This is a genomic window from Luteitalea sp., from assembly GCF_022842525.1.
In the GTDB taxonomy this organism is placed as follows: Bacteria; Acidobacteriota; Vicinamibacteria; order Vicinamibacterales; family Vicinamibacteraceae; genus Luteitalea.
Window position 1 is genome coordinate 1 of the sequence record NZ_JALHPM010000367.1, and the last position, 2901, is coordinate 2901.

A 2901-nucleotide genomic window follows, 5' to 3' on the forward strand; every position below is an offset into this window, starting at 1 on the left:
GAGAGCTGCTGGGGACCGCCTACCTGTTCACGCCGCCGCCGCCCGAGGCGGCGGTGACGCGCGTGGTCGAGACCATCCGAGAGAGCGCGGCTCCCGCTCGCACCGACACCTGGTCGCTGATGATGCGCGCCCGCGCTGGCGGAGGAGTCGCAGGCTTCGCTGGCCCCTCGATCCTCATCGGCGGCGAGCTGGGCGTCGAGCGCCACCTCGTCGAGGGCCTCGGCGCGCGCCTGTTCGTGGACGCCCGCGGAGGACCGCTGGACTCCGGCAGCCCCATACACCCGGTGCAGGCCGTGTTCGTGTCGCCAGGCCTGGGAGCGGCATACCTCTGGCGTTTCGGGCCGCTTCGGTTGGGACCCGCGATCGATCTCCGCGCCACCTGGACCACCCTGCAGGTGCAGTCGACCCCCACCGCCACCCAGACCTTCAGCCTCTGGAGCTTTCGTGCGGACGTGGGTCCCGAGCTGCGGGTGACGCTCGGGGACCGGGTCGAGCTGCTCGCGTCCGCCGCGCTGGGCGTCAGCCCGCTACGCAAGACCCTCACCCTCGAGTCCACCGGAGAGACACTGCTCGCGACCCCGTTCCTCGCCTGCGACGCCGCCCTGGGCGTGGTCGTCGAGCTGTTCTAACTTGTAACATTCTGCGCGCCAGAGGCATTGGGAGTGGATGATTCAACGGAGGCCCCCCCGGGTGTGACGGATGATGACGCCCTCGACAGGTCCCTGATGGCCAGGCTTGCGAGCGGGGAGACCGCCGCGCTCGGAGAGCTGTACATGAGACATGCCCAGCCAGTCCTGCGGTTCCTGACGCGCACCTTGCGCGACACGGCCACGGCGGAAGACCTCTGCCAGGACGTGTTCCTGACGTTGCCTGACGCGGCGCGGCGATACACGCATCAGGGCCAGCTCCGTTCCTGGATTCTCGGCATTTCCGCGAAGAAAGCCCAGGGGTGGCGACGACGTCAGTGGGTCCGCACCAGGATCCTCGGGACCCTCGGCCTCGGCTCGGAGAGCTCGACGGCCCCGATGCCCGAGCACGGCCAACGCGACGCGATGGAAGCGGCCTTCGATCAGCTGCCACACGAGCTGCGCGAGGTGCTGGTGCTGCAAGTCGGCGAGGGTCTGAGCGGCGCGCAGATCGCGGAGGTTCTGGGCATCAGCCACGGTGCAACCCGGGTGAGGCTGCACCGCGCGCGCCAGAAGTTGGCCGAGCTGCTCGAGGCGGCGGGCGTGACGTCAGGAGACGAGCGATGAACGAGTGCTCGCAGCTGCCGAGCTACATCGCGCGCTTGCTCGAGGGTGAGGCCCGCCAGCGCTTCGAGCGGCACCTCGAGACGTGCGCCGCCTGCAGGACCCGGGTGGCGCAGACGGCAAACCTCGATCTCAAGCTCGCTGCGTGGCTCGAAGCTCAGCCCGCGCTCGACGTCAGCGAGGTCGGCGCGCGACGGCTGGTGCGCGTCGCCGCAGAGAAGCGCGCGGCACGCCCACGGCTCGTGCTGGCCTGGATGGGCGGAGCAGCGATGGCCGCCGCCGCGCTCGTTCTTTGGTGGGCGCAACCCCCAACGCCCGGTCCCCCCGAACTGACCGCGCCCACGGCGGTTGCGGCGGTCGACCTCACCGTGTTGCTCAGCGAAGGCGGCATGCTTTCTCCGGGACCCGCGAGCGAGCCACGCATGGTCGAGGTCGCAGGAGACGGCCGCCTCGTCGTGCGCGCGGCGGGCGACGTGCTCGGGCTCGGTGCGCAGAGCCGCGCCGAGGTGCTGCCGACCGAGAGCGGCCACGCTCGGGTTCGACTCGCGACGGGTCTCGTCGCGGTCCAGGCGGCACACCGCGGGACTACGGGCTCGCTCTCCATCGAAGCGGGTGGCTACACGGTCACGGTCGTCGGAACACGCTTCTCGGTTTCGTGGGACGGCGCCGAGCGGCTGGGCGTGGTCGTCAGCGAGGGCCAAGTGATGGTCGTGCGGCCGGATGGCCACGTGAGGATGGTCCGCGCCGGCCAGAGTCTTCACTTCGGCGCGGAAGCTGGCTCCGAGGGCACGCTTGCGCCTCCGTCCGCGGACGAGACGGCGGCACTCGAGCGAACGCTGCGGACATCGCCCGATCGAGTCGAGCCCGAGCCGCCCGCGTCCGTCACGGCATCGTCCCCCCAGCCCAGCGGTGCGGCCAGACGCCCGCGGCCGGAGCCTCAGCCTGACCAAAGGGCTCCATCGGACGATGCGGCTCTGCCGGACGAGGCGGCCATTCGGCAGTGGCTCATCGATGGCGACACAGCTCGTGCAGAGCGTGCGTTGTTGGCCCGCCTCGCCGCCTCTCCGCTCGAGAGCTCATCCTGGTGGCTGCTGGGCGAGACGAGGCGGCGCGCAGGGCAAGCTTCGGAGGCAGTCACGGCCTACCGCCGCGTCATCGAGCTCGGCAACCCCAGCGAGGCAAACCGTGCCCGCTACCAGGTGGCGCTGCTGCTCGAAGAGCGGCTGGGCGACGCAGAGGGTGCCATTGCGCTCTACCGGGCGTACCTCGCGACGAGCCCGCGACCGCTCGAAGCCGCAGCGCAGCTGCGCCTCGGCCGCTTGCTCGGCTCGCGTGGAGATGCGGCGGCAAGAAGCATCTTGCAAGAGCTCGTCCGCCTTCATCCAGGCACGCCTGAGGCGGAACATGCCACGCGTCTTCTCGACGGGCCTTGACGACCCGTGCCCAGGTCGGACGTGGGTCGATCGGGGACAGTCGTAACATCCTGTCCTGCCCGCGGCATGACCGACAGAACACGGACGGCAACAAGGAGCGCCCATGACGCGTTTGGCACACACATCAATGACAATTCTCACCGTGCTCTGCGGGCTCGTGCTCGCGAGCTGCAGCGAGTATGGAGTGATCAACGACGTCGTCGACGGCGGCCCCACCT

General features: G+C 70.1%; 3 protein-coding genes. All 3 read left to right on the forward strand.

Annotated features, from left to right (window positions below; translation table 11 throughout):
• Positions 1-629 (forward strand): hypothetical protein (locus Q0C41_RS31030; protein ID WP_291990857.1); only part of this gene is annotated, 629 nt, incomplete at its 5' end.
• A gap of 96 nt (positions 630-725) precedes the next feature.
• A complete protein-coding gene (locus tag Q0C41_RS31035; protein ID WP_291990859.1) occupies positions 726-1253 on the forward strand; it encodes a sigma-70 family RNA polymerase sigma factor in 528 nt (175 codons plus the stop codon).
• Entirely contained in the window at positions 1250-2683 is a 1434-nt protein-coding gene (locus Q0C41_RS31040) for a tetratricopeptide repeat protein (RefSeq protein ID WP_291990861.1), read from the forward strand. The genes Q0C41_RS31035 and Q0C41_RS31040 overlap by 4 nt, the downstream gene beginning before the upstream one ends.
• The last annotated feature ends 218 nt before the right edge of the window (positions 2684-2901 follow it).